This is a genomic window from Rhizobium sp. K33 (genome assembly GCF_056501445.1).
Genome location: NZ_CP096478.1, coordinates 1,255,793 through 1,276,152, shown reverse-complemented (window position 1 = coordinate 1,276,152; position 20,360 = coordinate 1,255,793). Strand labels below are relative to the sequence as shown.

Sequence of the window (20,360 nt, the reverse complement as noted above, 5' to 3'; positions counted from 1 at the left end):
CCCGGGAGATTAAAGGAGAGCGCTTAAAAGCAGCTTAAGCTGAAATGACGATAGGCAAGCGGATCAGCCGCCGCTCCGCTCCCGGCGGAGCTTGGACCACCAGTCCAGACGCTTTCGGATCTCGCGCTCGAAACCCCGCTCCGGGGGATCGTAGAAGGTCTTGCGGCCCATCTTTTCGGGGAAATAGTCTTGGCCGGAGAAGGCATCCGGCTGGTCGTGATCGTAGAGATAACCGTCGCCATAGCCCTCGCCCTTCATCAGCTTGGTCGGGGCATTCAGGATGTGCTTGGGCGGCAAGAGCGAGCCGTGTTCCTTCGCGGCGCGCATGGCGGCCTTGTAGGCGACATAGACGCCGTTCGACTTCGGGGCTGTCGCGAGATAGACGCAAGCCTCGGCCAGCGCGAGTTCGCCTTCGGGAGAGCCGAGATAGTCGTAGGCATCCTTGGCGGCGTTGCAGACGACCAGCGCCTGGGGGTCGGCCAAGCCGATATCCTCGACCGCCATGCGCACCAGCCGGCGACCGAGATAGAGCGGGTCTTCGCCGGCATCGAACATGCGGCAGAGATAATAGAGGGCAGCGTCGGGATCGGAGCCGCGCACGGCCTTGTGGAGGGCCGAGATCAGGTTGTAGTGGCCGTCCTGGCCCTTGTCGTAGACCGGAGCGCGGCGCTGGACGATACGGCCAAGCCCCTCGGTGTCGAAGACCTCCCCTTCGCGGGCGGCACGCCAGACTTCTTCGGCCAGTGTCAGCGAGGCACGGCCATCGCCATCGGCCATGCGGATCAGGCTTGCCCGTGCATCGGCATCGAGCGGCAGCGGCTTGCCTTCGGTCTCCTCGGCGCGCTTGAGCAGGATCTCGATGCTCGCCTCGTCATGGCTCTTGAAGGTCAGGACCCTGGCGCGCGACAAAAGAGCGGCGTTGAGTTCGAAGCTTGGGTTCTCGGTCGTTGCCCCCACCAGAATGACGGTGCCGTCCTCCATCACCGGCAGAAAACTGTCCTGCTGGGCGCGGTTGAAGCGGTGGATCTCGTCGACGAAGAGCAGGGTCTGGCGACCTTCCATGCGGCGCAGGCGGGCGCTTTCGAAGACCTTCTTGAGGTCGGCGACACCGGAGAAGATCGCCGAAATCTGCTCGAAGGCGAGGCCCGCCTCGCCCGAGAGCAGCCGGGCGACGGTGGTCTTGCCCGTGCCCGGGGGGCCCCAGAAGATCATCGAGCCGAGCGAGCCCGAGGCGATCATGCGGGCGAGCACGCCATCCTCGCCGGTCAGATGCTCCTGACCGGTGACTTCGGCAAGGTTCTTGGGCCGCAGACGATCGGCGAGCGGGCGACGCTCGGCCATCTCTTTCGACATCTGCGGCGCAAAGAGATCGCTCATCGGAAGATCTGCCGGATGCGCTGGCCATCGCGCTCGATCTCGACGCGCCAGAAGCCAGGATCGCTTTCGCTCATGGTCTGCAGATCATCCACAGAGGCGATCGGCTCGCCATTGACGGCCACCACGATATCGCGCGGCTGGAAGCCGAGACGGGCCGCCGGGGATCCGCGCACGACTTCGGTGACGACGACACCCGTGACTTCCGATGCCATCTTCAGCTCATAGGCGAGGCGCGGCGAGAGATTGCCGGCGCGGATGCCGGCAAAGGGGCTGCGGCCTTCGATCAACTGAATGTCGCGCGGCCGGGTCTCAGGCGCGGATGCGAGCTGCAGCGCAATCGCCTGCTGCTTGCCATCCTGCTGGATGGTGAGCTCGGCCGTCTTGCCGAGGCCGGCCGTGGTGAGGCGATAGCCGAGCGCATCTGGATGCTCGACCGGAATGCCGTTGACGGCCGTCACGACCTGCCCCGGTTTCAGGCCTGCCTTTTCGGCCGGGCCACCCTCGACGACGCTGACGACCAGCGCGCCGCGCACGGTCTGAAGGCCCAAGGCTTCGGCGACGTCAGAGGTCACAGGCTCAAAGCTTGCGCCGACATAGGGACGCTCGAAGCTTGCCTCACCGCGGTCGGCGGCATCGAGGAAGACGCGCACGAGATTTGCGGGGATGGCAAAGCCGACGCCGTTCGAACCGCCGCCGCGCGAGAAGATCGCGGTGTTGATGCCGATCAGTTCGCCATTCATGTTGACCAGCGCACCACCGGAATTGCCAGGATTGATCGCGGCATCGGTCTGGATGAAGAAGCCGAAATCGCCTTCCGTCACCTGGTTACGGGCGAGCGCCGAGACGATGCCGGAGGTGACTGTCTGGCCGACGCCAAAGGGGTTGCCGATGGCGAGCACGAGATCGCCGACCTCGGTCGCATCGGAATCGCCGATCGGCAGCGTCGGCATCACTTCATTGGTTTCGAATTTCAGCACAGCCAGATCGAGGCGGTCATCCTTTAGCACGACCTTGACGGGGAACTCGCGGCCATCGGCGAGTGCCACCTTGATGTCGTCGGCGCCATCGATGACGTGGTTGTTGGTGACGACGACGCCGTCGGCTTCGACGATCACTCCAGAGCCGAGCGAGGACTGCTTTTCGGTGCGGTTCGGCATGCGCTGGCCGAAGAACTGCTCGAAGAAGGGGTCGCCGGCAAACAGGCTGGAGCGGGTCTGGACCAGCCGCTCTGCATAGACATTGACGACTGCACCGCGCGCCTGCTTGACCAGCGGCGCGAAGGAAAGCTGCATCTCGATCTGGCTCTTCGGCACCGCCTTGTCCTGCGCCAAAGCGGGGGCGGTGAGCGGCGTCATCAGAGCGACGACAACTGCGAGCGGTGTCAGACGGGCAAAACGCGGCATGCGAAATTCCTTCATGCGATATGGACGTTCTAGACCCGGTTCCTGCGCCGGCAAATAGGCAGAACCAAGGAAGACCAATCGCAGATGGGGATAACGCCTGCCCGGCTCAAGTGCTGACGGTTTCGATGATGCGCGTCATCAGGCCGTGGAGCTCATCACGGTAGCCGGTGCGGGCCGATGGCGCGCTCTCATTGGACGTCATCGCCACGGTCAGACCAAGGCTCGGCGCGATATAGAGCATCTGGCCGCCATAGCCCCAGGCATAGTTGACCTGGGCGCCGCCCATTTCCTTGAGGAACCAGGCATAGCCGTAGCCATCGCCGTTGAAGACGGAATTGGTGCGGCGGATCCAGCTCTCGCGGATCCAGGCTTCCGAGATCAGCCGCGTGCCATCCTCGGTCACGCCGCCACGACGATAGAGTTCGCCGAAGGCATGCAGTGAGCGCGGCGTCATGGCCATCTGGTTGCCACCGAGATAATAGCCCTGCGGATCGCGGTGCCAGGAGCCGATGCGGAAGCCCTCGAGCGGTCCGAGCCAGTCCCGCGCGAGTGCCAAAGTCGGCTTGCCGGAGACCTTGGTGAGAATGACCGAGAGAAGGTGGGTGGAGGCGGTCGAATAGAGCATGCCGCCGCCGGGCTCGTCGACGAAATCGGCGGCGAGCGCGAAGCGCGTCCAGTTGCGGCTCGCGACCCAGCGGCCGTAATTCGGCCCGGACATGCGCTCAAGGCCCGACCGCATGGAGAGAAGATGGCCGATGGTGATCTGCGACAGGCGCGGATCGGGATTGGCCGGAAATTCCGAGCGCAGAACGGTTTCAATCTTCTGGTCGACGCCTTCGAGCAGGCCCTTGTCGATGGCGATGCCGACCAGAGCCGAGACGACGCATTTCGAGGCCGACTTGATGTTGGTCGAACCAGTGAGCGAGCTTTCGCCGTAAGCGCGCTCACCGAGCGTCTCGCCGTTGCGGGTGGCGATGACCGTTTCCAGAGTTTCGAGCCGCCTTGCCTCCTCCAGAAGGTTAGCGACCCGCGGGCGCACCGCCTCCAAATCCGCTGCCGGACTGGCCGGGGTCGCGATAGGCTCGGGCGAGGGCGGCGCGCCAGAAGCCTCGGACTGTGCCAAAGCCTTGGGGCCGGAGATGACGGAGACGGCGCCGGAAGCACCGAGGAGGGAGAGGAAGGTTCGCCTTTGCATAGGCTGAAGGTAATGGCTGCGGCGCGCAAGGGAAGGCCGAAAGCGCGCGTGCTCACCGCATCGTGAGGATTTTGCCGTTCACGCGTCGCGGAACGTTTGGCGCTGGAAGACCGTTGGTCCAGCATCAGGAAAGGAGACCGATCATGTCCCGAACCAAATCCACCATCTTCGGCCTCGCCGTCTTCGCCCTCGCCGCTCCGGTTGTCACCACCCTGCCCCAGCCAGCCCAGGCTGCGAGTTTCGATTGCCGCACGCCGGGCCTTGCCGCGGACGAGGCGGCGATCTGCCAGAATATCGATCTCAACGACATGGACGTGCGCATGGTCACCACGTTCGAATTGGTCCGCGAAATCCTGCCGATGGGCAGCCGCGGCGAGCTGGAAACGGCCCAGGTCAAGTGGCTCGAACAGCGCGGCGAATGCGGCGGCAATCTCGACTGCCTCGCCGCCGCCTATGCGAGCCGCATGGCCGAGCTTCGAAGCGCTGTCGGCGAGGTCATCAAGATGACCGAAACGCAGGGGCAGACAACGCAATCCAATTAGCGAATTGCCGAACGGCCGCACTGTGACCCCCAGTATTCGAGACAAGCCGGGCCGCTATCGCGCCCGGCTTTTTGGCAGGATGACGAACCATGTGTTCGGCAGTTGAGCCAGAAGCTCTCACAGGCAACAGTAGATCAGGTTGGTGGTGTTGTTGCGTGAATTGCTGGCTTCTGTTCTTGTGGGGCTGCTCAAGACCCTACTTCTGCAAGCAGGAAAAGGAATGACACCACCGGTTCTGTATGGAGCGGATTACAGCGTTTACGTCCGGATCGCCCAACTTGCGCTTACGCAGAAGGGCGTGGCGCATGAATTGGTGCCGGTCGACGTTTTCGCGGAAGATGGAATATCCGACGCGCACCTGGCACGACATCCCTTTGGCAAGATCCCGGCCTTCGACCATAATGGATTCCAGCTCTATGAGACCGGGGCCATAACCCGCTATGTCGACGAGGCTTTCGACGGACCGGCGCTTCAGCCGACCGATGCCAAAACACGCGCCCGGATGAACCAGATCGTCAGCATTGCCGATGGCTATGTGTATCCGCAGGTGGTCTGGGGGCTCTATGTCGAATGCATCGAAAAGCCAAAGCGCGGGGAAACTCCCGACCAGATGCGCGTGGAGAATGCGCGCCGCATTACCCGGACTTCTCTCGCTGTGCTCGCCGGTATGCTTGCCGGGCAGCGGTGGATGTGTGGAGACGCGCTCACGCTGGCCGATCTCTATCTGGCGCCGATGATCGATTATGGGCTCGAGGTCCCGGAGGTGCGCGAGATGTTTGCGGAACACCGCAACCTCGGTGACTGGTGGCAGAGGGTGGCGGCGCTCGACAGTTTTCGAGAGACGCGGCCCACTCCGTAAGGCGACCTCTAAACCCCGCTATTGTCCTATTTGCCTAACTACCTATTTTTTGCCGAATCATCACCTGGAGCTCTCCGTCCCCTGCCCTAGCCACGTCACGAAAGCCTTGACCGCCCCACGCTTTGCCGCCGCAGGGGCCACCGTGGCGAAGTAGGCGGTGCCGAGATCGAGCGCACCGTCGGGCCAGGATTTGAGGCTGCCGTCGGCGACGAGATGGTCGGTGATCGAATGCCAGCCGAGCATCAGGCCCCGGCCATCGAGCGCGGCCTGTACGGCCTGAACGTAGTTGTCGAAGATGTGGGACCGTCCGCGGGATTTCGGCAGGCCGCGACGGGCGAGATAGTCGGCCCAGCCTTCCCAGTGGCGCGCCTCGACCGTGCGGACATGGATGAGCGGCGCGGTCTCCAGCCCCTCGCCTTTTGCCAGCAGGCTCTCGACCAGGGCCGGGCGGCCAACAGGGCAGATCGTCTCGTCGAACAGGCGCAGCGTCTCGCCATCCTTCCAGGTGCCCCGGCCGTAGCGCAGGACGAGATCGGTGCCCGGCCAGATCTGCGGCAGGTCGGTCGGCGGGACCTGGACATTGACGAAGAGGCCGGGATTTTCCGCGTAGAAACCGCTCAGCCGCGGCATCAGCCAATGTGTGGCGAAACCCATGGTGCAGGCAACGGTCAGGCCCTGGTCTTCGAGGCCGGTGCTGGTGCGGATCTCCTCGATCGTGTCGGCGATCAGGTCGAGACCGTCGCGGGTGGCGCGCGCCAGTTGCTGGCCGGTTTCTGTGAGCCGTGCCGGCCGGGTCGAGCGGTCGATCAGGATGGCGCCGACATGATCTTCGAGCGCCTTCAGCGCCTGGGTGACGGCGGGCTGGGTGACGTTCAAGGCGCTTGCCGCCTCGCGCATCGAGCCGAGCCGGGCGACGGCCTCGAAGGTGGTCAGCAGGCGCAGGGGCGGCAGGCGGCTCAACTTAATCTCCAGCTTAACTCAGCATAAGCATAATCCCTCTGTTTTCCCCTGAGAAGTGGGATGATGATCGTCAAATCCGATCCGCTCTCTCGCCAGCCAGACTTAAGGAAAAACCGCGATGAACATCCATGTTGCGACCGGGGCCGTGACACTCGCCGAGAAGGGCCTGCATCTGCCACTTGCCGATGGCAGACAGGCCTATTTCAATTACTACTGGCTGCGCGATAACTGCCCCAGCTCCTTCGACACCAAGACGCGCGAGCGCAGCTTCGACATCTTCCATCTGTCGGAGGCACCGCGGGCTGCGAGTGCGGATATCGAGTGTGATGCGCTCATCATTCGCTGGGCGGGCGAAAACCATGTGTCGCGGTTTCCGCTGTCGCTGCTGGCGCTCTATACCGAGGGCAGACATCGCCCGGATCCGGCCGATCTGCCGCGCAAGGCCTGGTTCAGCGACCACTATCCCGACATTCCCCGTTTCTCGCAGCCGGAGCTGCTGCGCGACCCGAAAAAGGTTGCCGAATGGCTGGAGGCCATGATCGTCGAGGGGCTGACGATCGTGACCGACATGCCCGACAGCAATGAAGGGCTGACCGAGACGGTCAAGCTGATGGGCCATGTGCGGCCGACCTTCTTCGGCGAGTATTTCGACGTGAAGACGCATATCAATCCGACCAACACGGCCTATACGGCGAAGGCGCTGGAGCTGCATACCGACACGCCGGCGGAAGAACATGCGCCGGGCATCCAGTTTCTGCATTGCCGGGCAAACACCGTCGAGGGCGGCATGAGCATCTATTCGGATGGTGTGGCGGTGGCCAATGCCTTCCGGGAGATCGACCCCGAGGGGTTTAAGCTGCTGTCGGAAATCGACATTCCCTTTTATTGCGAACACGACACTTACGACATGCGCTCGAGGCAGCGGGTGATCGAGCTCGACAAACATGGCGAGGTCTCGGGGCTGACGATCAGCCAGCACATGGCCGATCTCTTCGACCTGCCGCAGACCGTGCTCGACGACTATTATCCGGCCTTCTGCCGCTTCGGCAAAATGCTGCAGGACGACAAGTTCATGATGCGCTTCCTGATGAAGGCGGGCGAATGCATGGTGTTCGACAATCACCGGATCGTGCATGGGCGCATGGCCTATTCGGCGACCAGCGGTGATCGTTATCTGCGCGGCTGTTACGCCGATCGCGAGGAGATGCGTTCGACCTATCGGGCGCTGACGACGGAAGGACGGTTCAAGGCATGAATATCGCGGCTTCCGGAAACGACATGCTCGACGATGCGGCGCTGACCACGCTGCGTCAAGATCTCGCCGCCGCCTTCAGGCTTTGCCATCGCTTCGGCTGGAGCGAGTCAGTCGGCAATCATTTCAGCGCAGCGGTCTCGGCGAATGGGCGGAAATTCCTGCTCAATCCGCGCTGGCAGCATTTTGCTACGGTCAAGGCGAGCGATCTGCTGCTGCTCGATGCCGATGATCCCGATGTCATGAACCGGCCGAATGCCCCCGACCCATCGGCTTGGACCGTGCATGGCACGCTGCACCGGATGTTGCCGGAGGCGCGGGTGATCCTGCATTGCCACTCGCCCTATGCGGTGGCGCTTTCCTGCCTCAAGGATCCGACGCTTCTGCCGCTCGACAACAACACCGCACGCTTCTTCGGGCGGATCGGCTATGACCTCTCCTTCGGCGGGATCGCCGACGCGGCGGAGGAAGGCGAGCGGCTGGCGGAGATGATCCGCGACAAGGCGGTTCTGGTCATGGGCAATCACGGTGTCTCGGTTGCCGGCGAAACGGTGGCGGATGCCTTCGAGGACCTCTACTTCTTCGAGAAGGCCGCACAGACCATGATCCTGGCGCTTTCGACCGGCAAGCCGCTGGCGGTGCTCTCGGATGAAATTGCGCAAGGCACGTCTGATGGCTGGATCCCCTATCGCGGCATGGCGGCGAAGCATTTTGCGTATTTGAAGTCGTGCCTGGACAAGGAAGACCCGAGCTACCGGGATTGAGGTTAAACGTCAGCCCCTATCGGTCAGCGGCTGGTCGGCTCGTTGCCGGACCATTCGACGGTTCCTGTGGATGGCTGCCTCAGGCGATACCGGCGAAGATCGATGCCGTTGATGAACCTGCGCGCCGGCCCTTCGATAAACAGATAGCTCCCGATGGCACAGCACAGGGCGGCCATGACAAGCACGAAGACGTAGATCAGCCCCATGTCCCGGAACCGGCCAGCTGCAACATAAAATGGCTGCTGCCAAAGATAGAGCGAATAGCTGACGAGCCCGAGAGATGCCAGCGGCCGGAACGAAAGCGCCTCCCTTACCAGTTTCGGAGACACGTCGAGCGCGTTGACACTCCAGGCCAGCAGAAGCGTCGCTGCTCCATATTTGATGTAACCGGGGGTCTGCTCGGCAAACATCATCAGCGCCAAAGGCAGGGCTAGCACGGTGATTGCCGGGTGCATGAAGCGCCTGAGGTCAAACTCGCGGATCGCAAGAAACGTCGAGGCGGAGATTAGGATCGAGGCAATGCGGACATCGGTGCGCCAATAGACCAGTTCTTCGCGCTGGCCGAAATACTCGCTCGAAATCACGCCGTTTGCCACGCACAGGATTGCAGCTCCGATCATGCAGTACATCGCCAGCCGCGTCTTGCGACGGGTGAACCAGGCAAGCGCCAGCAGGACGAGATAGCTGTTTTCCTCGACCGAGAGCGACCAAGTATGGGCGAACACCAGGCCGCGGTCGTAGAACAGCTCGAGATAGCTTGAGGTGAAAGTGAGCGCCGCGACGATGTCAGGTATCTCTGCCAGCGGCTCGCGTGTGTGCATCAATTCGACGCTCAGCAGGGCCGGAATGCTGACGCAGGATACGAAAACAAGCAGGGCCGGGTAGATGCGCGAAAAGCGGCGACGGAGGAACTCCAGGGCGTCCAGTTTGCGAACGAACAGGATCTCGGCCATCAGCCTGCCGGAAAGGACGAAGAAGAGTTCGACCCCGAATGAACCGAACTCGAGGCCCGGCACCGGGAAGAAATGCCCGATCATCACGGACAGAATGGCCAGCCCGCGCCATCCATCGAGAAAAGCCAGTCTCTCGCTGCTAGGATTTACGCCGCTCGCTGTCATGAACCATCCCCCGGGTATCCAGGCGATATATTCAAACGAGCGGATTTTCGAAAGTTCAACGTGGAGAGGTGGTTAACGGCAACCCGTCGGTGATGCCGACGGGTTGCCGTATGTCGAAGCCTTATTCCGGCAGCTGGCGGACGGCGCCCTTGTCAGCCGAGGACGCAAACGCGGCGTAGGCTTTGAGCGCGGTCGTGACATTGCGCTTGCGCTTTTCGGCGGGCTGCCAGCCGAGCTTGTCCTGTTCGGCGCGGCGGCGCTCCAGTTCGGCCGGGTCGACGACGAGGTTGATCGTGCGGTTCGGGATGTCGATATCGATCAGATCGCCTTCGCGGACGAGACCGATCGCGCCGCCCTGGGCGGCTTCCGGCGAGGCGTGGCCGATCGAGAGGCCCGAGGTGCCGCCGGAGAAGCGGCCGTCGGTGACCAAAGCGCAGGCCTTGCCGAGGCCCTTCGACTTCAAATAGCTCGTCGGATAGAGCATTTCCTGCATGCCGGGGCCGCCCTTCGGACCTTCGTAGCGGATGACGACGACGTCGCCGGCGACGATGTGGTTCGACAGGATAGCCTTGACGGCTGCGTCCTGACTTTCGAAGACGCGGGCCGGGCCCTTGAACTTCAGGATCGATTCATCGACGCCAGCCGTCTTCACGATGCAGCCGTCGAGCGCGATATTGCCCTTCAGAACGGCGAGACCACCATCCTTGGAGAAGGGATGTTCGACCGAGCGGATGACGCCGGTTTCGCCGTCGGTGTCGAGTTCATCCCAGCGCGAGGCCTGCGAGAAGGCTTGGGTGGTGCGAACGCCACCCGGAGCTGCCTTGAAGAATTCGCGAACGGTTTCGGAATTGGTGCGGGTGATGTCCCAGCGGTCGATGGCGTGGCCGATGGTTTCGGCATGCACGGTCGGGCAATCGCGGTTGATCAGGCCGCCGCGGTCGAGTTCGCCGAGGATGCGCATGATGCCGCCGGCGCGGTGGACGTCTTCCATGTGCACGTCCTGCTTGGCGGGAGCCACCTTCGACAGGCACGGCACCTTGCGCGACAGGCGATCGATATCGTCCATGGTGAAATCGATGCCGCCTTCATGGGCTGCTGCCAGGATGTGCAGGACGGTATTGGTCGAGCCGCCCATGGCGATGTCGAGGGCCATGGCGTTTTCAAAGGCAGCCTTGGAGGCAATGTTGCGCGGCAGAACGCTTTCGTCGTCCTGCTCGTAGTAGCGGCGGGTGATGTCGACGATCAGGTGGCCGGCTTCGACGAAGAGGCGCTTGCGGTCGGCATGGGTTGCGAGCGTCGAGCCGTTGCCCGGCAGCGACAGGCCGAGGGCCTCGGTCAGGCAGTTCATCGAATTGGCGGTGAACATGCCCGAGCAGGAGCCGCAAGTCGGACAGGCGGCTTTTTCAATCTCGTCGACATCGGCGTCGGAGATCTTGTCGTCGGCTGCGGCAACCATGGCGTCGACGAGGTCGAGGGCGACCTTGCGGCCCTGCAGGATCGCCTTGCCGGCTTCCATCGGCCCGCCAGAAACGAAGACGGCGGGGATGTTGAGGCGCATGGCAGCGGACAGCATGCCGGGCGTGATCTTGTCGCAGTTGGAGATGCAGACCATGGCGTCGGCGCAATGGGCGTTGACCATGTATTCGACCGAGTCGGAGATGATCTCGCGCGACGGCAGCGAATAGAGCATGCCGTCATGGCCCATGGCGATGCCGTCATCGACAGCGATGGTGTTGAATTCCTTGGCCACACCGCCGGCGGCTTCGATTTCGCGGGCAACGAGCTGGCCCAGGTCCTTCAGGTGGACGTGGCCGGGGACGAACTGGGTGAAGGAGTTGACGACCGCGATGATCGGCTTGCCGAAATCGCCGTCCTTCATGCCGGTCGCGCGCCAGAGGCCGCGGGCACCGGCCATGTTGCGGCCGTGGGTGGTGGTTCTCGAACGATAGGCGGGCATGGGTGTCACCTCGATGGCTTGTTCGCCGTCATGCCTGCACCCTCGGCGCCAAGGCAAGGCGGCCATTTTGGAACTGGTCTAAGCCAAGCGCCCTCACCTGTCACTAGCATCCAAGGGCAAATCGGTACGCCTTGACCTCACGGAGGGCGTAAATTGGTTCGCATTTTAGTGATCGGCTTAAGCCTGCGGCAAGACGTGTTTATTAGAATTTACCGCGGAAGGAGGCGTCATGATGACCCGCAAACCTGCCCGCGTGATCTTGCTGAAGGATGCCCGTCAGAAGCTCAATCCCGAGCCCGCGCCGCGCTGGAGCCCGTTCAAGGTGCTCTACAAGATGCGCCGCGTCATCTTTTATGGCGGCCTCGGCGTCCTCGCCGTCATTCATTTCGATAAACTTCCCTATTCCTACCTGGTTGTGCCAGCGGGAAACAAATTGATCGACTACAGCATCACCGGGGCCGTTGCCCCACATCCTGAGCCGATCGAGGGTCGCTTCGTGACCTGTTCCGGCGCTCAGCGGATCAATTGCGTCGTCGATGGCGACACCTTCTGGTACCGGGCAGTGAAATATCGGATCTCCGACATCAACACGCCGGAGATCGGCCGTCCGGAATGCGAGCGCGAGCGGCGTCTCGGGATGGAGGCGCAGGTGGCGCTTCTGCAGACCCTGAACGGCGGCGGGCTGACCATGGAGCGCCGCGAACGGCGCGATGTCGATCAATACGGACGAAAGCTGCGGGTGGTGCTGCAGGACGGACGCTCGGTCGGCGAGGACCTGATCGCCCGCGGGCTTGCTCATCGCTGGGAAGGACAGAAGCTCAACTGGTGCGGCTGACCCACGTCGCTGAAAACGGTGGTTTCTTACAGCCGCGGCCCGCCCGCGCCCTACACGAAATTGTTCCTGTCAGGCTTCATTTCCCGGCACTGAAACTCTGGTCTCTGAGCGCACGTCATCTATCTTAGAGAGACACAGAGAGCCTGAAGAGGTGCGCCATGCCCGTCTACCATCCGCCGAAGATTGCCAGTTCCGAGATTACCCCGAAGTCGCTCTATCTCAAGCGACGGCAGTTCATGGGCGTTGCGGCAGGTGGTGTGGCCGCCGTCGGGCTCGGACATCATGCCTTTGCGGCGCCGCTTGCTGCGCAGCCGAGCAAATACACCCTCGATGAAAAGCTGACCTCGAAGGAAGACGTCACCACATACAACAACTTCTATGAGTTCGGCACGGGCAAGGAAGATCCGGCACGCAATGCCGGTTCGCTGACCACGCGCCCCTGGACCATCGAGGTGGGCGGCCTGGTTGCCAAGCCGCAGGTGATCGACATCGAGACGATCATGAAGGAAATCCCGATGGAGGAGCGCGTCTACCGGATGCGCTGCGTCGAGGCCTGGTCGATGGTGATCCCCTGGATCGGCTTCCCGCTTTCGGCGCTGCTCGATCGGGTCGAGCCACTCGGATCGGCAAAATACGTCGCCTTCGAGACGCTGGTTCGTCCAGAAGAGATGCAGGGCCAGGCAGGCATCTTCCAGGCGCTGGAATGGCCCTATGTCGAAGGGCTGAGGCTCGACGAGGCGCGCCATCCGCTGGCAATCCTGGCGACGGGTCTTTACGGAGAGACGCTGCCGAACCAGAACGGCGCGCCGATCCGGCTCGTCGTGCCGTGGAAGTATGGCTTCAAGGGCATCAAGTCGATCGTCAAGATCACGCTCACCGAACAGGAGCCGCCGTCCACCTGGAACCGGCTGCAGCCGTCGGAATACGGCTTCTATGCCAATGTCAATCCGGAGGTCGACCATCCGCGCTGGAGCCAGGCGACCGAGCGGCGGATCGGCGAAGCGGACGGCCTGTTCGGAGGCGCGCGCATCGACACGCTGCCGTTCAACGGCTATGCCGATGAAGTGGCGAGCCTCTACGAGGGCATGGACCTGACGAAGTTCTACTGATGGCCACTCTTGCACTTCCTGCCCTGCCCGCCCGCTACAAGCCGGCGTCGATCTGGGCGCTCTATGCAGTCGGGCTTATGCCCGGTCTCTATGCCTTCTATCTCGGGATCTTCGGCGGGCTCGGGGCCGATCCAGTGCGGGCGTTCGAGCATCTCCTCGGGCTCTGGGCGCTCCGGTTCCTCTGCATCGGCCTGGTCATTACGCCGCTGCGCGATCTGTTCGGCATCAATCTCATTGCCTACCGCCGCGCGCTCGGGCTTCTGGCCTTCTATTACGTGCTGGCCCACTTCGCCGTCTATCTCACGCTCGACCGGGGCCTGATCCTGTCGTCGATCGCCGGCGACATCCTGAAGCGGCCCTATATCATGCTGGGCATGGCGGGGCTGGTCATGCTGATCCCGCTGGCGCTGACCTCGAACCAGTGGTCGATCCGCCGGCTTGGACAGCGCTGGAACAAGCTGCACAAGCTGGTCTATCCGGTCCTGATCGTCGCGGTGCTGCATTATGCGCTGTCGCTGAAGGTTCTCGACGCCGAAGTCAGCTTCTACATCGTCGTGACACTTCTGGTGCTTGGCTATCGCCTCGTGCGGCCGAAAATCATGGAGCGGCGGCGGGCCAAACGCATGGCAGGCGCTGACCGCTAGGCCTTGAGCGAACCCGTGCGGGCGAGATGTCGGCGCTCCAAGCCTGCGGCCAGCGCAATGCCTGCGGCATAGGCCAGGATATTCCACCAGGAGAAGATGCGCCCCAAGAGCAGAGCGCCAGCCAGCGTCAGGCGGAAGTCGTCGAGCCAGGGGGTGTGGTAGAGACGGCTGAATTCGACCAGCGCCGCCGACACGAGGGACAAGACCGCGAGACGGCCGATCGACTGGCGGTGCAGCAGCGTGGCGAACAGGAAGAAGACCATCGCGCCCCACAGCGTCGAGCCACCGTATTTCACCAGAAAATAGGGCAGTCCGATATCGTAGCCGCCGAGCCGCAAGGCCGCCCCGCAGAGGATGATGACGAGCGCGATCGCCAATCGGCGCATACGCAGTGACGTCGATGCCTTGATTTCGTCCATCAGCGCTTAGTACTGAGGTTGCAACGGAATGCAACAGCGGGGCGTGCGGATGACACTGGTGGCGGAGGGACGCAAGGATATCCTGAGTGCGCTCGATCGACGGCTGATCGAAAACGCGCCGCACCCGGAACTGACCGGCTTCAGGCGCTTCGTCGTAGAGTTCGTCATGTTCGGCATCAAGGAAGCCCGCGCATGCCTCTTTGCCGGGCTTTTCTTCGTCTCGATCTTTGCCGTGCCGCGCACGGGCCTGTTCGGCATTCCGCGCTATGATGTGCTCCTCATCATTGCGCTTGCCATCCAGATCTGGATGGTCTGGACCAAGCTCGAGACGATGGACGAGTTGAAGGCGATCTGCCTCTTCCATGTCGTCGGCTTCGTGCTGGAAGCCTTCAAGACCTCGGGCGCCAATCCCTCCTGGACCTATCAGGACTTCGCCTATACCAAGCTCCTCGGCGTGCCCTTGTTTTCCGGCTTCATGTATGCCGCCGTCGGCAGCTACATCATCCAGGCCTGGCGCCTGCTCGACGTGCGCATCCGGCATCATCCGCCCTACTGGATGGCAACCCTGGTGGCGCTGGCGATCTATCTCAATTTCTTCACCCACCACTATATCGGCGATTACCGCTGGTATCTCGCGGCGCTCGCCATCGGGCTTTATGCGCGCACGACCGTGATCTTCCGGCCCTTCGACCGGAACCGGCAGATGCCGATGCTCCTCGCCTTCATCCTGATCGGCTTCTTCATCTGGGTGGCCGAGAACATCTCCACCTTCTTTGCCATCTGGCACTACCCGAACCAGCTCGGCGCCTGGTCGACCGTGCATCTGGGCAAGTGGAGTTCCTGGACGCTGCTGGTCATCATGACCTTCACCATCGTCGCTTCGCTCAAACATATCCGGGCGACGATCCACATTCCGAGATGAGATAAACGGGCGGCGAAAGATTTTTTTCGCATGCCGTGTCGAAATCGGTTTAGCTCACTCGTTGCGGAGGCAGGATCGCCGGTGCGGTCCGGAAAACGAGAGGAGAAGAGACATGCGTGTGATGGTTATGGTGAAGGCGACGGAAGACAGCGAAGAAGGCATCATGCCGCCGCCGAAGCTGTTCGAGGACATGGGCAAGTTCAACGAGGAACTGGTGCAGGCCGGCATCATGCTTTCGGGCGACGGACTGAAGCCATCCAAGATGGGCAAGCGCGTGGCCTTCGACGGACCGGATCGCCGGGTGATCGACGGACCCTTCGCCGAGACGCGGGAGCTGGTGGCCGGCTACTGGATCTGGGAGGTGAAGGACATGGACGAGGCCGTTGCCTGGGTGAAACGCTGCCCCAACCCGATGATGGGACCGAGCGAGATCGAGATCCGCCCCTTCTACGAGATGGAGGATTTCGCCGAGATCGCCACGCCCGAGGGTCAGGCGAGCCATGATCGCGCAGCAGAAGGTCTGGCCGCGCAGCAGAAGAACAAGGGCTGAGCGCCGATGAGCAAGATGATCTTCATCAACCTGCCGGTCACCGACCTCAATGCCTCGACCCGCTTTTACGAGGCGCTGGGGGCGACGAAGAACCCGCAGTTTTCCAACGAGAATGCGGCCTGCATGATGCTGTGCGACACGATCGGCGTCATGATCCTCACGCACGACTATTACGGCAGCTTCACGAAGCGGCCCATCGCAGACGCCAAGGCGACCAGCCAGGTGTTGCTGGCGCTGACCGTCGAGGCGCATGCGGATGTTGACCGGGTGCTGAATGCAGCCACTGCCGCAGGGGGCCGGCCGGATCCGAACCCGCCGCAGGATCACGGCTTCATGTGGAGCCGGTCGGTCGAGGACCCCGACGGGCATGTCTGGGAGATCTTCTGGATGGACCCTGCCGCAGCTGCCGGCGACACGACCGGTGTCGACGCCTGAGGGCGATGCCGATGGTTGACCGCGCGGCGGCCAAGTCCATACTCCGGCTCATGACACGGGATGGACAGGCGATCGAAACTTCCTCGTTGCCCCAAACGGATAACCGCGCGGCGCAAGACGTCGAGACGATCTTCAGAATGGAGCGGGTCCGGCTGATTGCCGGGCTCGCCAAACATGTGGGCGATATCAGCCTGGCGGAAGAACTGGCGCAGGATGCGCTGGTCGCTGCACTGGCCACCTGGCCTGAGAAGGGCACGCCGCCCAATCCCGGCGGCTGGCTGATGACCACGGCAAAGCGGCGCGCCGTGGATCTGTGGCGGCGCCGCCGGATGATGGCGCGGCACGAGGCAGCACTCTCGCACGACATCGAGACGGGACGGGCGAGCGACCATGCCGCGATCGAGGCGTCCCTCGATGACGCGATCGGCGACGAGCGGCTGTCGCTGATCTTCACCGCTTGCCATCCGCTTCTCTCCCGCGACCAGCGCACGGCGCTGACGCTGAAGATCATCGGCGGGCTGACGACGGAGGAAATCGCCCGCGCCTTCCTGACGCAGGAGACGACGGTGGCGCAGCGCATTGTCAGGGCCAAGAAGGTGCTGCGGGACGCGGGCATAAGCTTCGAGGTGCCGGTCGGGGCAGAGCGCGATGCCCGCCTCGCCTCGGTGCTGGAGGTGATCTATCTGATCTTCAACGAAGGTTATGCCGCAAGCCGAGGCGACGACCTCGTCCGGCCGCAGCTCTGCCAGGAGGCGATGCGGCTCGGCCGCATTCTTGTCGGCCTTGCGTCCCAGGAGCCGGAGGCGCATGGGCTTCTCGCACTGATGGAGCTGCAGGCCTCGCGCTTCAAGGCACGGGTGGCAGCGGATGGCAGTGCGCTGACGCTCGAGACACAGAACCGAAGACTTTGGGACAGATTGCTGATCCAGCGCGGATTGGACGGACTGGAGAGCGTCAAGCGGCTCGATGGTGTAGACGGGGTCTATGCGCTGCAGGCGGCCCTTGCGGCCGTGCATGCGCGGGCGGCGCGGTTCGAGGATACGGACTGGGGTCGGAGTGCCGAACTGTACGACCGGCTGCTGGACCGTGTCCCCTCGCCCGTGGTCGCGCTGAACCGCGCGGTGGCCCATGCGATGGCGTTCGGGCCGGAGGCGGGGTTGATGCTGCTGGCGGAGATCGAGGATGCACCGCAACTGGCGGCCCATCCGCCGTTCCATGCCGCGAAGGGGGATTTTCTGATGCGGCTTCAGCGCATGGCCGAGGCGCGGGAGGCGTTCGAACGGGCGGCCGGTTTAAGCGACAATGCGGTGGAACGGGCGTTTCTGATGGGGAGGGTCGAGGAATGCGGTAAGGCTCTGAGGGCCGCCCGATCTCCCGAGTCATGACAAACAAAAAAGCCGGGTGATCGCTCACCCGGCCTTTTTCATCCTTCCCTTACGGGAGGAAACTTACGCAGCTTCAGCTTCGGCTTCAGCGGCGACGCGGGCCTTGTCGACTGCGCCCTTGGCGTCAACGTCGCGCTCGACGAACTCGATGACAGCCATGGCGGCGTTGTCGCCCTGGCGGAAACCGGCCTTCATGATGCGCAGGTAGCCGCCGTTGCGGGTGGCGTAGCGCGTTGCGATGGCGTCGAAGAGCTTCTTGACGGCATCGACGTCCTTGATCTGCGAGATGGCCTGACGACGAGCGTGCAGGTCGCCGCGCTTGCCGAGAGTGACCAGCTTCTCGACGATCGGGCGAATTTCCTTCGCCTTCGGGAGCGTGGTGACGATCTGCTCATGGGTGATGAGCGAGGCAGCCATGTTGGCGAACATCGCCTTACGGTGGCTGGCAGTACGGTTCAGCTTGCGGCCGGCTTTCTGGTGGCGCATTGCTATTCTCCTTTGAGTGCAGGCTCTGTCTCAGAGGCTGCCGTTTCCTGACACATACGGGCATTCACCCGCAGTTTGACTGGAAAAGGCAGAGACGGCCCTGCCTTTATCTTTTTCAGTACTGGTCTTCGTAGCGCTTGGCGAGATCTTCGATGTTCTCGGGCGGCCATGCCGGTACTTCCATACCGAGGTGCAGGCCCATGGAAGCGAGAACTTCCTTGATTTCGTTCAGCGACTTGCGGCCGAAGTTCGGCGTGCGCAGCATTTCTGCCTCGGTCTTCTGGATCAGATCGCCGATGTAAACGATGTTGTCGTTCTTCAGGCAGTTTGCCGAGCGGACCGAAAGCTCCAGCTCGTCGACCTTCTTGAGCAGCGCCGGGTTGAAGGCGAGCTCGGTGACAGCTTCCTCTTCGGCTTCCTTCTGCGGCTCGTCGAAGTTGACGAAGACGCCGAGCTGGTCCTGGAGGATGCGGGCGGCAAATGCGACAGCGTCCTCACCGGTGACGGAGCCATCGGTCTCGATGGTCATCAGCAGCTTGTCGTAGTCGAGAACCTGGCCCTCGCGGGTGTTTTCAACCTTGTAGGACACCTTCTTGACCGGCGAGTAGAGGCTGTCGACCGGGATGAGGCCGATCGGAGCATCTTCCGCGCGGTTGCGCTCGGCCGGGACGTAACCCTTGCCGTTGTTGACCGTGAACTCCATGCGGATCTCGGCGCCCTCGTCGAGGGTGCAGATCACGTGGTTGGGGTTCAGGATCTCGATGTCGCCGACCGTCTGGATGTCACCGGCGGTAACAACGCCTGGACCCTGCTTGCGGACAACCATGCGCTTGGCATCGTCGCCGTCCATCTTGATGGCGATTTCCTTGATGTTCAGGACGATGTCGGTGACATCTTCACGAACGCCCGGGATAGACGAGAACTCGTGCAGAACGCCGTCGATCTGGACAGCCGTGACAGCTGCACCACGAAGCGACGACAGGAGAACGCGACGCAGAGCGTTGCCCAGCGTCAGACCGAAGCCACGCTCGAGCGGCTCGGCAACGAGGGTCGCCTTGGTGCGGCCGGAGGAGGAGAATTCCACCTTGTTCGGCTTGATCAGTTCCTGCCAATTCTTCTGAATCATGATTTTACCTTCCGTTCGCCATCACCATTCAATCGTGACGGCCGAATATGAGAAGCACCGGCTAGGCGTGAAAACGCCTGGCCGGCAAAACGAAGAACGATCAGACGCGACGCTTCTTGCGCGGACGGCAGCCATTGTGCGGGATCGGGGTCACGTCGCGGATGGACGTGATCATGAAGCCGGCAGCCTGGAGGGCGCGCAAAGCGGATTCACGACCCGAACCCGGACCGCAAACTTCCACTTCGAGAGACTTCATGCCGTGTTCCTGAGCCTTCTTGGCGCAGTCTTCAGCAGCGATCTGGGCAGCAAACGGGGTCGACTTACGCGAACCCTTGAAGCCCTTGGCACCAGCAGACGACCAGGCAATTGCGTTGCCCTGAGCGTCGGTGATGGTGATCATCGTGTTGTTGAAGGTCGAGTTGACGTGGGCTACGCCCGACGAGATATTCTTGCGTTCGCGACGGCGGACGCGTGCGGCTTCCTTGGCCATGGTCTTACCTTTCTTGATCTCTTCGCCGCCGTAGTTCCAGCGGCTCCACCTTGAAGCCAATAGGCAGTAGGCAGGAGGCAGTAAGGGATCCCTACTGCCTCCTGCCCAAGACCTATTGCCTGCAAATTACTTCTTCTTACCAGCGATCGCCTTCGCCGGACCCTTGCGAGTGCGGGCGTTGGTGTGCGTGCGCTGACCGCGAACCGGCAGACCACGACGATGGCGCAGGCCACGGTAGCAGCCGAGATCCATCAGACGCTTGATGTTCATCGCGGTTTCGCGACGCAGGTCACCTTCAACCTGGTAATCGCGGTCGATGGTTTCGCGGATCTGGAGGACTTCAGCGTCGGTCAGCTGGTGAACGCGCTTGTCAGCCGGAAGACCGACCTTCTCCATGATTTCCGATGCGAACTTCGGGCCGATCCCGTGAATATAGGTCAGCGCGATAACAACGCGCTTCGCAGTCGGGATGTTGACGCCAGCGATACGTGCCACGCCTATTCTCCTTGCTTCCAGTTGCCATCCGGCAAGT

22 protein-coding genes are annotated in these 20,360 nt (G+C 62.5%); 11 read left to right on the top strand and 11 right to left on the bottom strand.

Translation table 11 applies throughout. The annotated features are described in order from the left end of the window. Positions 1–63: 63 nt before the first annotated feature. The 3 genes from M1E12_RS06355 to M1E12_RS06345 form a co-directional block, all read right to left on the bottom strand. Positions 64–1,377 (bottom strand): replication-associated recombination protein A, encoded by a 1,314-nt coding sequence (locus M1E12_RS06355; RefSeq protein ID WP_479564092.1) that lies wholly within the window; start codon positions 1,375–1,377, stop codon positions 64–66. Next, positions 1,374–2,732: a DegQ family serine endoprotease gene (locus M1E12_RS06350; protein ID WP_479564838.1), complete on the bottom strand. Its 1,359-nt coding sequence runs from the start codon at positions 2,730–2,732 to the stop codon at positions 1,374–1,376. The genes M1E12_RS06355 and M1E12_RS06350 overlap by 4 nt, the downstream gene beginning before the upstream one ends. A gap of 154 nt (positions 2,733–2,886) precedes the next feature. Continuing rightward, complete coding sequence (locus M1E12_RS06345; protein WP_479564091.1) at positions 2,887–3,975, bottom strand: serine hydrolase domain-containing protein; 1,089 nt, start codon at positions 3,973–3,975, stop codon at positions 2,887–2,889. Positions 3,976–4,118: 143 nt separating this feature from the next. On the opposite strand from M1E12_RS06345, the gene M1E12_RS06340 reads away from it, so the two are divergent. Both M1E12_RS06340 and M1E12_RS06335 read left to right on the top strand, forming a co-directional pair. Then, the gene (locus M1E12_RS06340; RefSeq protein ID WP_479564090.1) at positions 4,119–4,517 is read left to right on the top strand and encodes a lysozyme inhibitor LprI family protein; all 399 of its coding nucleotides are present in this window, start codon (positions 4,119–4,121) and stop codon (positions 4,515–4,517) included. A gap of 220 nt (positions 4,518–4,737) precedes the next feature. Continuing rightward, complete coding sequence (locus M1E12_RS06335; RefSeq protein WP_479564837.1) at positions 4,738–5,376, top strand: glutathione S-transferase family protein; 639 nt, start codon at positions 4,738–4,740, stop codon at positions 5,374–5,376. A gap of 60 nt (positions 5,377–5,436) precedes the next feature. Here M1E12_RS06335 and M1E12_RS06330 read toward each other — a convergent pair whose 3' ends face one another. Continuing rightward, positions 5,437–6,336 carry a LysR family transcriptional regulator gene (locus M1E12_RS06330; RefSeq protein ID WP_479564089.1) on the bottom strand — a complete coding sequence of 300 codons (900 nt, stop codon included), beginning with the start codon at positions 6,334–6,336 and terminating at the stop codon, positions 5,437–5,439. A 118-nt stretch (positions 6,337–6,454) separates the two neighbouring features. On the opposite strand from M1E12_RS06330, the gene M1E12_RS06325 reads away from it, so the two are divergent. Together M1E12_RS06325 and M1E12_RS06320 are read left to right on the top strand one after the other, a co-directional pair. Further along, positions 6,455–7,591 carry a TauD/TfdA family dioxygenase gene (locus M1E12_RS06325; RefSeq protein ID WP_479564088.1) on the top strand — a complete coding sequence of 379 codons (1,137 nt, stop codon included), beginning with the start codon at positions 6,455–6,457 and terminating at the stop codon, positions 7,589–7,591. Next, complete coding sequence (locus M1E12_RS06320) at positions 7,588–8,352, top strand: class II aldolase/adducin family protein (protein WP_479564087.1); 765 nt, start codon at positions 7,588–7,590, stop codon at positions 8,350–8,352. Before M1E12_RS06325 ends, M1E12_RS06320 begins: the two co-directional genes overlap by 4 nt. A 23-nt stretch (positions 8,353–8,375) precedes the next feature. Here the strand turns inward: M1E12_RS06320 and M1E12_RS06315 are convergent, their stop codons facing one another. Beyond that, entirely contained in the window at positions 8,376–9,470 is a 1,095-nt protein-coding gene (locus tag M1E12_RS06315; RefSeq protein WP_479564086.1) for an acyltransferase family protein, read from the bottom strand. A 121-nt stretch (positions 9,471–9,591) separates the two neighbouring features. Beyond that, complete coding sequence (gene ilvD / locus M1E12_RS06310; protein ID WP_479564085.1) at positions 9,592–11,427, bottom strand: dihydroxy-acid dehydratase; 1,836 nt, start codon at positions 11,425–11,427, stop codon at positions 9,592–9,594. Positions 11,428–11,656: 229 nt separating this feature from the next. Here ilvD and M1E12_RS06305 point away from each other — a divergent pair, with 229 nt between their 5' ends. The 3 genes from M1E12_RS06305 to msrQ all read left to right on the top strand — a co-directional run bounded on the left by M1E12_RS06305 (position 11,657) and on the right by msrQ (position 14,015). Beyond that, on the top strand, positions 11,657–12,262 hold the full coding sequence (locus M1E12_RS06305) for a thermonuclease family protein (protein WP_479564084.1): 606 nt from the start codon (positions 11,657–11,659) through the stop codon (positions 12,260–12,262). 158 nt (positions 12,263–12,420) lie between these two features. Then, the gene (gene msrP, locus M1E12_RS06300) at positions 12,421–13,371 is read left to right on the top strand and encodes a protein-methionine-sulfoxide reductase catalytic subunit MsrP (RefSeq protein WP_479564083.1); all 951 of its coding nucleotides are present in this window, start codon (positions 12,421–12,423) and stop codon (positions 13,369–13,371) included. Continuing rightward, a complete protein-coding gene (msrQ, locus tag M1E12_RS06295; RefSeq protein WP_479564836.1) occupies positions 13,368–14,015 on the top strand; it encodes a protein-methionine-sulfoxide reductase heme-binding subunit MsrQ in 648 nt (215 codons plus the stop codon). The genes msrP and msrQ overlap by 4 nt, the downstream gene beginning before the upstream one ends. Here msrQ and M1E12_RS06290 read toward each other — a convergent pair. Next, positions 14,012–14,434 carry a ribosomal maturation YjgA family protein gene (locus M1E12_RS06290; protein ID WP_479564082.1) on the bottom strand — a complete coding sequence of 141 codons (423 nt, stop codon included), beginning with the start codon at positions 14,432–14,434 and terminating at the stop codon, positions 14,012–14,014. The two genes, msrQ and M1E12_RS06290, sit on opposite strands and share 4 nt — an antisense overlap. A gap of 49 nt (positions 14,435–14,483) precedes the next feature. Here M1E12_RS06290 and M1E12_RS06285 point away from each other — a divergent pair, with 49 nt between their 5' ends. From M1E12_RS06285 to M1E12_RS06270, 4 genes are all read left to right on the top strand, one after another. Further along, complete coding sequence (locus M1E12_RS06285; RefSeq protein ID WP_479564081.1) at positions 14,484–15,356, top strand: DUF817 domain-containing protein; 873 nt, start codon at positions 14,484–14,486, stop codon at positions 15,354–15,356. Between the two features lie 112 nt (positions 15,357–15,468). Beyond that, positions 15,469–15,906, top strand: coding sequence for a YciI family protein (locus M1E12_RS06280; RefSeq protein ID WP_136542896.1), 438 nt, complete (start codon positions 15,469–15,471; stop codon positions 15,904–15,906). 6 nt (positions 15,907–15,912) lie between these two features. Beyond that, positions 15,913–16,341, top strand: coding sequence for a VOC family protein (locus tag M1E12_RS06275; protein WP_479564080.1), 429 nt, complete (start codon positions 15,913–15,915; stop codon positions 16,339–16,341). 11 nt (positions 16,342–16,352) lie between these two features. Next, positions 16,353–17,726: an RNA polymerase sigma factor gene (locus M1E12_RS06270; RefSeq protein ID WP_479564079.1), complete on the top strand. Its 1,374-nt coding sequence runs from the start codon at positions 16,353–16,355 to the stop codon at positions 17,724–17,726. A 63-nt stretch (positions 17,727–17,789) separates the two neighbouring features. On the opposite strand, the gene rplQ is transcribed toward M1E12_RS06270, so the two are convergent. The 4 genes from rplQ to rpsM form a co-directional block, all read right to left on the bottom strand. Then, positions 17,790–18,212 (bottom strand): 50S ribosomal protein L17, encoded by a 423-nt coding sequence (gene rplQ / locus M1E12_RS06265; RefSeq protein WP_479564078.1) that lies wholly within the window; start codon positions 18,210–18,212, stop codon positions 17,790–17,792. A 115-nt stretch (positions 18,213–18,327) separates the two neighbouring features. Then, entirely contained in the window at positions 18,328–19,338 is a 1,011-nt protein-coding gene (locus M1E12_RS06260; RefSeq protein WP_006728661.1) for a DNA-directed RNA polymerase subunit alpha, read from the bottom strand. Positions 19,339–19,438: 100 nt separating this feature from the next. After that, positions 19,439–19,828, bottom strand: coding sequence for a 30S ribosomal protein S11 (rpsK, locus tag M1E12_RS06255; RefSeq protein WP_112641742.1), 390 nt, complete (start codon positions 19,826–19,828; stop codon positions 19,439–19,441). Between the two features lie 126 nt (positions 19,829–19,954). Further along, entirely contained in the window at positions 19,955–20,323 is a 369-nt protein-coding gene (gene rpsM / locus M1E12_RS06250; protein ID WP_113462289.1) for a 30S ribosomal protein S13, read from the bottom strand. Positions 20,324–20,360: the final 37 nt, after the last annotated feature.

Bases quoted from the DNA above. Each gene is read 5' to 3' on its own strand.
- M1E12_RS06355 (WP_479564092.1), bottom strand. From the start codon at position 1,377: ATGAGCGATCTCTTTGCGCCGCAGATGTCGAAAGAGATGGCCGAGCGT.
- M1E12_RS06350 (WP_479564838.1), bottom strand. From the start codon at position 2,732: ATGACGCCGCTCACCGCCCCCGCTTTGGCGCAGGACAAGGCGGTGCCG.
- M1E12_RS06345 (WP_479564091.1), bottom strand. From the start codon at position 3,975: ATGCAAAGGCGAACCTTCCTCTCCCTCCTCGGTGCTTCCGGCGCCGTC.
- M1E12_RS06340 (WP_479564090.1), top strand. From the start codon at position 4,119: ATGTCCCGAACCAAATCCACCATCTTCGGCCTCGCCGTCTTCGCCCTC.
- M1E12_RS06335 (WP_479564837.1), top strand. From the start codon at position 4,738: ATGACACCACCGGTTCTGTATGGAGCGGATTACAGCGTTTACGTCCGG.
- M1E12_RS06325 (WP_479564088.1), top strand. From the start codon at position 6,455: ATGAACATCCATGTTGCGACCGGGGCCGTGACACTCGCCGAGAAGGGC.
- M1E12_RS06320 (WP_479564087.1), top strand. From the start codon at position 7,588: ATGAATATCGCGGCTTCCGGAAACGACATGCTCGACGATGCGGCGCTG.
- M1E12_RS06315 (WP_479564086.1), bottom strand. From the start codon at position 9,470: ATGACAGCGAGCGGCGTAAATCCTAGCAGCGAGAGACTGGCTTTTCTC.
- ilvD (WP_479564085.1), bottom strand. From the start codon at position 11,427: ATGCCCGCCTATCGTTCGAGAACCACCACCCACGGCCGCAACATGGCC.
- M1E12_RS06305 (WP_479564084.1), top strand. From the start codon at position 11,657: ATGATGACCCGCAAACCTGCCCGCGTGATCTTGCTGAAGGATGCCCGT.
- msrP (WP_479564083.1), top strand. From the start codon at position 12,421: ATGCCCGTCTACCATCCGCCGAAGATTGCCAGTTCCGAGATTACCCCG.
- M1E12_RS06290 (WP_479564082.1), bottom strand. From the start codon at position 14,434: ATGGACGAAATCAAGGCATCGACGTCACTGCGTATGCGCCGATTGGCG.
- M1E12_RS06285 (WP_479564081.1), top strand. From the start codon at position 14,484: ATGACACTGGTGGCGGAGGGACGCAAGGATATCCTGAGTGCGCTCGAT.
- M1E12_RS06280 (WP_136542896.1), top strand. From the start codon at position 15,469: ATGCGTGTGATGGTTATGGTGAAGGCGACGGAAGACAGCGAAGAAGGC.
- M1E12_RS06275 (WP_479564080.1), top strand. From the start codon at position 15,913: ATGAGCAAGATGATCTTCATCAACCTGCCGGTCACCGACCTCAATGCC.
- M1E12_RS06270 (WP_479564079.1), top strand. From the start codon at position 16,353: ATGGTTGACCGCGCGGCGGCCAAGTCCATACTCCGGCTCATGACACGG.
- rplQ (WP_479564078.1), bottom strand. From the start codon at position 18,212: ATGCGCCACCAGAAAGCCGGCCGCAAGCTGAACCGTACTGCCAGCCAC.
- M1E12_RS06260 (WP_006728661.1), bottom strand. From the start codon at position 19,338: ATGATTCAGAAGAATTGGCAGGAACTGATCAAGCCGAACAAGGTGGAA.
- rpsK (WP_112641742.1), bottom strand. From the start codon at position 19,828: ATGGCCAAGGAAGCCGCACGCGTCCGCCGTCGCGAACGCAAGAATATC.